Below are 7,887 nucleotides of genomic sequence, written 5' to 3' on the forward strand. Positions count from 1 at the left end.
TTTTTAAATAAATGCTAGTTTTTTCAGATTAATTCTTACTTATAATACTTTATTATTTTTTTAATATATTTTTTAAATTTATTCTAGCATGAAAGCTAGCAAAAACTTCATTAAAAAAAGCCGAAACTAAAGTCCGGCTTTCAATATATATACTAAATTATAATATTCAAATTTATTCAGCAGCAACTTCTAATTGAGCTAATGCTTCATGGTAAGCTTTTAAAACAGCATCTTCTAATACTTGTCTCATTTCTGCATTTATTGGATGAGCTATATCTCTGAAGTTACCTTCTCCAACTTTTCTACTTGGCATAGCTATAAATAGTCCATTATGACCTTCTATTACCTTAATGTCATGAACAACAAATAGGTTATCAAAAGTTATAGAAACTATACATTTCATTTTTCCTTCGTTTGTTATTTTTCTTACTCTTACGTCAGTTATGTTCATTCTAAATATCCCCCTTTATGATTTTGACAATACTACTTATTATAAACTGTATTCTAAATAATTCTATAAATAAAGGTGATATCCTCTTTTTTTTTGAATTTAAATTAATATTTTTCTAATTTTTAGATTATTTCTAGTTATCAGACGTAAATTGAGAATCTCTATATTCATCCTTAAATGTCTTGAAATTAGGTTTAGCGATTATACTTTCTCCATTATCATCTAATTCGATTAATGATATATAATCTTTTACCATTTTTTCTTGAGGCTTTGTTGTAGATATGAATACCCCTGTTCCTATTACTTGAGCTCCAAACTCATGCATTAAATCCTTCATACCCTTTAAAGTTCCTCCGCCTCTCATAAAGTCATCTATTAATATAACCTTACTGTCAGGTTTTAGAGCTCTTCTTGGTAAGCTCATACTTTCAACCTTATTGCTTCCTCCAGTCACATAGGTCATGCTTAATGTAGGACCTTCAGAAACCTTCATATCCTTTCTAATTATAACTAAAGGTAAATTCATAGCCTTAGCAGTCATAAGTGCCATTGGGATACCTTTAGTTTCCATAGTTACTACACAATCTGCTTCACTATAATCTAAGTTTGAAGCAAATATTTTTCCAATTTTGGCAACTATTGCTGGATTGTAAATCAAATCTATTAAATATAAAAAGCCACCTGAAAGCTTTCTTGAATCGTCATTTATTTTTTCACATAATTCCATTAAAAACTGTTTATTTTCTCCAATTGATGTTTTTGGTATATATTTAACTCCACCAGCAGCCCCTGATATAGTTATTACTCTTCCTAATTCTAATTTTTCAAAAACGTTTTTAACGACTAGTAAATCTTCACTTATTGTAGATTTTGCAGCATTAAATTTTTCTGTAAAAAAGCTCAATGTATATATTCTATTCGGGTTATCTGACAATATTTTTACTATAGCGCCTATTCTTTCCGTTCTTTTAAACTTCATAATTAAAAACCTCCTAAAACCACTATCCTTATAATTTAAAGTATATAATGCATAAATTTTAATAATATGATATAATAAGATTTATGTTTAAACATATTTTTTAATTAATAAAAGTATATATATTAATATCGTTTGCAGATTATACTTTAAATATTGAACATTATTTAATTATACCACATAAATAGTTCAGATTATAGGACTTAATTAAAAAGAAAGGTGGTTTTATTTATGAATATACATTTTATTGGTATTGGTGGTATTAGTATGAGTGCCTTGGCAGAAATTTGTCTTAATAAAAAGTACAATGTTTCTGGATCTGATATGAATGAATCAGATCTTACTAGAAAACTAAGAGATCAAGGTGCTAAAATTTTTATAGGTCAATGTAAGGAAAATATAACTGATGATATAGATATAGTTGTTTATACTGCAGCTATACATCCTGATAACCCTGAATTAGTAGAAGCGAAAAACAAAAACAAATTGACAATAAATAGAGCAGCATTCCTAGGACAATTAATGAGAGAATATAAAAACTCAATCGCTGTATCAGGAACACATGGTAAGACTACTACTACATCAATTTTATCAACTATATTTGAACACGCTGAATTAGACCCTACTATATTAGTTGGTGGAAATCTAAAATCAATCGGTGGAAATGTTAAAATAGGACATTCTAGCCATTTTATAACAGAAGCTTGTGAATATGTTGATAGTTTCTTAAACTTCAACCCTAAGATATCTATAGTTTTAAATATTGAAGAGGATCATCTTGATTACTTCTCTGGTATAGATGAAATAAAAGCTTCTTTCAATAAATTTGGTAAGCTCCTACCTAAAGATGGTTACTTTATCATAAACGGTGACAGTCCTAATATGGATATATTACACGATGTTAAAGCACACGTTGTAAAATACGGTAAAAAATCATCAAATGATGTAATTATAGAAAATATATCTTTCGACGATTTAGGCTGCGGTTCTTTTGATTTAAATTATAGCGGAAAACATATAGGTAATTTTAAATTACATGTACCAGGTCTTCACAATATCTACAATGCAACATCGGCTATAATAGCTTCAATAGTATCTGGAATAGATGTAGACACTATCAAAGAAGGATTATTAGATTACACTGGTGTTGGTAGAAGATTTGAAATCAAAGGTAAATATCACGACGCTACAGTTATAGATGACTACGCTCATCATCCAACTGAAATAAAAGCAACTTTATCTACTGCAAAGAGATTTAAAAAAGGTACTTTATGGTGTGTATTCCAACCACATACCTATAGTAGAACAATATCTCTATTAGATGAATTCTCTGAAGCCTTCTATTCAGCAGATAAAGTTATAATAACTGATATATTCGCTGCAAGAGAAGACGACCCTGGAACTATACATTCTAAAGATTTAGTTGAAAGATTAAATCACAATAATGTAGATGCAACTTATATATCAAAATTTGAAGATATAGTAAAATATCTAAAAGAAAACATAAAACCAGATGATATAGTAATGACTGTTGGAGCTGGACCTGTTTATTTAGTAGGTGAAGATTTATTAAAGCAAGAAGATTAATTGCCAGTCGATTAAATTTTTATAAATCATGAAAATAAAAAACTCTGAAGCTTATCAAAACATTATTTATCTTGATAAGGATTCAGAGTTTTTTTAATGCATATTATTTTTCATCATCAGCTATTTTAAATACGTCAGTTTTTATATAATCATAAAGATTATTAGATACTTCATAGTAAGAGATTAAGTCATTAACTTTTATTTTAACGTAATCCTCTCCCATTATATCAACCCTCGCTTCGTAATTATCTGCTGTTATATTAATAGTAAATTTATACTTACTTCTCTCTCTAGCCTTTTCTGGTTGTATTTTTCCGACTAATCTTTTTTGAACCATTTTACTAGCCAAATCATCGTAATTCCATCCACTTATTTTTTTAGTTTCATCGCCGTAATCTATAGTAACCTGTTTCCATGTTTTATATTGCTTTATAAAATCAAAAGAAGTATAGATACTCGTATCTAAAATTTCTTTAAATTCCTTCTTATAAGATACAGGAACTTTGTAGTATTCCTCTTCGTTGACAGTGTAAACTCTAAATATGTTTAAATCTGTAGAGAATTTTATTTCATCGTCTGTATATCCCTCGTATATAGGTGTATATGAATCTGGCGTTCTAATCTTGCTGAATTCTTTAAATGAATATTGAAATTCGTCTACCTTCTCCTCTTCCATTCTAACATTTGAAACATTCCCATCTGATATATATATTTTACTTTTATCCTTAAATTGATCTAATAAGCTTCTAGTGTCTACTTTTTCTTGTGTAGTTGGAACTTTAGTCCCCTGAGTATTCTCTGATATTTTAGAAAAAGCTCTAAAAGATATAAAATATATAACAAAGAAAAGGACTACTCCCATTATTAAAATGGCTCTTTTCTTTATCTTTCTTTTTTTTGACATTTTATTCTCTCCTCCATGCCCTTAAAATCGTCTATGATAATTATATAACTTTTTATTTAATTTTTTAAGTATTATTTACCATTATTAAGACAATCTTTAGAATTACAATCAGTACATGAAGTATTTTTTATATTTTGAATTTCTTCTATTAATTCCTTATCACACAAATCTGAACCATTGCTACAAGGCTCTACGTGAACTGTGATTCCTTTTATAACTTCCATTTCATTTATTAAATTTTTTTCTAAATGAGTAGCTATGTCATGACCTTCAGCTACTGTTAAAGTTCCATCAACACATATAACTAAATCCACATATGCAAATGCACCGTGTTTTCTTGTTCTAACTGTTTTTACATGCTTTACGCCTTCTATTGATTGAGAATATTCTATTATTTGTTTTTCTTGTTCTTCTGATATAGAAACATCCATTAACTCATTCATCGCTTCTTTAAATATTTCAAGTGCAACCTTACAAACTATTATTGCAACTATTATTGTCGCTGCAGGTTCTAATACCTTAAAGCCTATCATAGCTCCTCCTATACCGATAAATGCAGCCACTGATGAAAGTGCATCTGATCTGTGGTGCCATGCATCGGCCTTAAGTGAAGGAGAATTTATTTTTTTAGCTACTCTTATAGTTATTCTATATTGATATTCTTTTATTAATATAGATATTATAGATACTATAAGCGGCATTAATGTTGGTATCTTTACAGCTTCTAAATTAAATAATTTTTTTGCACCTTCTATACCAATTGTTATTGATACTACTGTTAACATAATTGATAATAGAAATGACACTAATGTCTCTGCTTTTTCGTGTCCGTAATTATGATTTTTATCTCCTGGCTTTGATGATATTTTATTTCCTATTAAAACACCTACTGATGTAATAATATCTGATGCTGAATGTATACCATCTGCTATCATCGCAGTAGAATTCCCAATTATCCCTGAAAATATTTTTATGGCTGATAAAAACATGTTCCATAAAATTGCCACCATTGTTACTTTACTTGCCTCTTCATATCTTGTTTCCATTTGTTTTCCCTCCAAATCAACTTTATATTATTATTTAGGAATATCATTTCCTATATGCTATTAATGAATACTTTTTATATGTTAATGGATATATTTTTCTATCAATATTAATTATCACCTTCCAAAAACGTAAAAATCACCTAGGTTCACTAGGCGATTTTTCTTTTTATATTCTATCAATTCTTTTTATTATAACACTTTTAAATTAAATTGGTGTAAAATTTTTTATTTTTTTTACTTCCATTTTGTTATCTTTCTATCTTTCGAGCTTTAGAATCTATAAAGCACAACCAATATCCTAAGCTACTATTTCTATTATCACACGCTTGGTATGTTGTAAAACCTGTAGTACCCTTATCCGGTTGCTCTGATTTTTTGCCCGGAATTGCATATATATAATACTTTCTCTTGTTATATTCATCGTATTGTACTCCAAATAAATAATGTCTGTACTTATATGAATTCATGGCTATATCGCTGTACATTGTGTAGTTTAAGGTATTTATATATCCTAAGTAAGGCATTGTATATCCACACATCGTATTTTGATTTATATCTATTTTCCACCATCTAGTATTTTCTATATAATCTGCTGCAAAGGGCTTAACCTCTTTGAAATATTTAAGACCTTTCTTTATTTGTCTTGGCATAAGTAATTTTCCTGATGTCTTTTCGCTAACTGAATCTGTATTTAACATGTTGTTAAATTCGTCTCTCATTATCTTTTTCTTATTTTGATGTTTGTCTTTTGTATTTGTTTTTGCAGATTTATTATTTTTTACTTGAGATGTATCTTTAATATATGATATTTGTTCAGCTTTGTCAGTTGTATGCTCTTGAACCTCTTGTTCAGAATCGATACTTTCAACATTTCTATGTTTTTCTTCATAGATGTCTCTTTCAAGTTCCTCTACATTTTCAGATTCAATCTGTACGTCATATTGATCATCTTCTAAATCATCTTCATATATATACTCTATTTCTTCATATTCGTATTCATCATCTGAATCTAAATATTCAACCTCTTCATATTCAGATTCATCATTCGGTTCTACATATTCAACTTCTTCATATTCCTCGAATTCCTCTTCAGGTTCAAATATCAACGCTTCATAATTTTCAAGCTTATTTCCTTTAAATCCTATAAGCGGAATATATTTATCATAAGTCAATGCTACAGCCTTGATATCGCTATCCTCTTCGTTTAAATCTAGTACAAATTCACCTTTTCCTTGAGAATTTAAGTTAATTCTTCCCAAGTTTAATTTTTCATAATCACTTCTAAGAGCGACCACATCATATCCGTCTTTTAAGTTTTTTAGATTTTCTACGTATAAAGCGATTGCTGATTTTTCATCGTTAATTTCTATCTTTGCAAAGGCTTTAGGAAGAACACGCTCTTTACTTCTAAAGTTCATGTCCTTTGCCTCTAGTATAATATAGTCCCTTTTAAATTTTCTTTTAGAACCCAATATTTATCCCCCCAAACATAACTTCTCAAAATATTATATGTTTGAGGTTTTGGAAAATAGTATTATTTAGATGAAATTTTATTTATTTCATTTGATAAATTAGCAAATTCATCTATGCTAAGAGTTTCTCCTCTTCTCTTTGCATCTATATTTGCAGCTTGTAGTGCTTCTTTTATTTGGTCCTTTGTTAAAAATCCTAATCCTCCTAAAGAATTTAGAAGAGTTTTTCTTCTTTGACCAAATGAAGCCTTTACTGTTTTGAAGAAAATATCTTCATTATCTACTTTATATTTTCTCTCGCTTCTTACATGTAGACCTATAACTATAGAATCCACATTTGGCTGTGGCACAAACATGTGTCTCGGAGCTTTTGCAACTATTTCTGTGTCACAGTAGTATTGAACCGCTACTGATAGTGCGCCGTAATCCTTTGTAGATGGTTTCGCATTCATTCTATCTGCAACTTCCTTTTGAACCATTACTACTATGTCTGTAACCGGTATGTCCTCCTCTAAGAATTTCATAACTATTGGAGTAGTTATGTAGTATGGAAGATTTGCAATTAATTTTACTGGACCTCCATCTAGTTTCTCGTTTATTAAACCTTGTATATCTACCTTTAAAATATCTTCGTTTACAACCTCTACATTGTCTAGGTCTGCTAGTGTTTCTTTTAATATAGGGATTAATGTCTTGTCGATTTCTATTGCTACTACATTTTGAGCAGTTTTTCCCATTTCTCTAGTTAATGTTCCGATTCCTGGTCCTACTTCTATGATTTTATCAGTTTCTGATAATCTAGATCCCGCTATTATTTTGTCTATTACATTGTCATCTATTAAAAAGTTTTGTCCTAATGACTTTGAAAACTTAAAGTTATGTTTGTTTACTATTTCTTTCGTAGCTCTATGAGATGAAAGTCTATCCATTATATCTTTCCTTTCCTTATAAATATTTTTCTAAGCTCTATTCTGCTAAACTATCTATAGCCTTTACCGCTTCTATAAATTCTTCTCTTGTAACTCCGTAATTATTCAATCTGCTTAAAAATTGTTTTGCATTACCGTATCCTATTCCTAATATTTGACCGATTTTATCTCTTCTATAAGATGCGTCTTCATTTCCAATTAGATTGTTTCTTATTAAGTCTACTTGTGCAAATTCATTTCTCTTTTCGCTGCTTTCTGTTCTTACTTTATCAAGTGCTTTTCTTATACTCTCTGGAGATGCGTTTTCTATTCCGATATCACCGTCTTTTTTCGCTTCTTCTCTTGGTAAAAATGCGTGCTTGCATCCAGGAACTGCTTGAGCTATTTTCTTTCTGATTTTTTCTCCAGCGAAGTCTGGATCAGTAAATATTATTACTCCCCTTCTTTTCTGAGCTGCTTTGATTCTCTCCATAACTCCTTTAGGAAATCCGAATCCTCCAGTTGTTATAAGCTCAGCGTCTA

The 7,887-nt window shown here is 29.5% G+C and carries 8 protein-coding genes; 1 reads left to right on the forward strand and 7 read right to left on the reverse strand.

Annotated features, from left to right (window positions below):
* Window positions 1–172: 172 nt before the first annotated feature.
* Both spoVG and purR read right to left on the reverse strand, forming a co-directional pair.
* Complete coding sequence (spoVG, locus tag SPD90_RS00210) at window positions 173–451, reverse strand: septation regulator SpoVG (RefSeq protein ID WP_022070784.1); 279 nt, start codon at window positions 449–451, stop codon at window positions 173–175.
* 133 nt (window positions 452–584) lie between these two features.
* Window positions 585–1,430 (reverse strand): pur operon repressor, encoded by an 846-nt coding sequence (gene purR / locus SPD90_RS00215; protein WP_320626488.1) that lies wholly within the window; start codon window positions 1,428–1,430, stop codon window positions 585–587.
* Between the two features lie 228 nt (window positions 1,431–1,658).
* Here purR and murC point away from each other — a divergent pair, with 228 nt between their 5' ends.
* Window positions 1,659–3,014 (forward strand): UDP-N-acetylmuramate--L-alanine ligase, encoded by a 1,356-nt coding sequence (gene murC, locus SPD90_RS00220; RefSeq protein ID WP_320923948.1) that lies wholly within the window; start codon window positions 1,659–1,661, stop codon window positions 3,012–3,014.
* A 103-nt stretch (window positions 3,015–3,117) separates the two neighbouring features.
* On the opposite strand, the gene SPD90_RS00225 is transcribed toward murC, so the two are convergent.
* The 5 genes from SPD90_RS00225 to rnmV all read right to left on the reverse strand — a co-directional run.
* On the reverse strand, window positions 3,118–3,918 hold the full coding sequence (locus SPD90_RS00225) for a hypothetical protein (RefSeq protein ID WP_320624561.1): 801 nt from the start codon (window positions 3,916–3,918) through the stop codon (window positions 3,118–3,120).
* Window positions 3,919–3,989: 71 nt separating this feature from the next.
* The gene (locus SPD90_RS00230) at window positions 3,990–4,964 is read right to left on the reverse strand and encodes a cation diffusion facilitator family transporter (protein ID WP_320624562.1); all 975 of its coding nucleotides are present in this window, start codon (window positions 4,962–4,964) and stop codon (window positions 3,990–3,992) included.
* Between the two features lie 248 nt (window positions 4,965–5,212).
* A complete protein-coding gene (locus SPD90_RS00235) occupies window positions 5,213–6,436 on the reverse strand; it encodes a hypothetical protein (RefSeq protein WP_290692421.1) in 1,224 nt (407 codons plus the stop codon).
* A 62-nt stretch (window positions 6,437–6,498) separates the two neighbouring features.
* A complete protein-coding gene (gene rsmA, locus SPD90_RS00240) occupies window positions 6,499–7,365 on the reverse strand; it encodes a 16S rRNA (adenine(1518)-N(6)/adenine(1519)-N(6))-dimethyltransferase RsmA (protein WP_320923949.1) in 867 nt (288 codons plus the stop codon).
* A gap of 37 nt (window positions 7,366–7,402) precedes the next feature.
* A partial coding sequence (gene rnmV, locus SPD90_RS00245) for a ribonuclease M5 (RefSeq protein WP_320923950.1) occupies window positions 7,403–7,887 on the reverse strand: 485 nt, incomplete at its 5' end.

The organism is Intestinibacter sp. (genome assembly GCF_034113885.1).
GTDB lineage: Bacteria > Bacillota > Clostridia > Peptostreptococcales > Peptostreptococcaceae > Intestinibacter.

Coding starts and splice junctions, on each gene's coding strand:
- spoVG (WP_022070784.1), bottom strand. CDS start 451: ATGAACATAACTGACGTAAGAGTAAGAAAAATAACAAACGAAGGAAAA.
- SPD90_RS00225 (WP_320624561.1), bottom strand. CDS start 3,918: ATGTCAAAAAAAAGAAAGATAAAGAAAAGAGCCATTTTAATAATGGGA.
- murC (WP_320923948.1), top strand. CDS start 1,659: ATGAATATACATTTTATTGGTATTGGTGGTATTAGTATGAGTGCCTTG.
- purR (WP_320626488.1), bottom strand. CDS start 1,430: ATGAAGTTTAAAAGAACGGAAAGAATAGGCGCTATAGTAAAAATATTG.
- rsmA (WP_320923949.1), bottom strand. CDS start 7,365: ATGGATAGACTTTCATCTCATAGAGCTACGAAAGAAATAGTAAACAAA.
- SPD90_RS00230 (WP_320624562.1), bottom strand. CDS start 4,964: ATGGAAACAAGATATGAAGAGGCAAGTAAAGTAACAATGGTGGCAATT.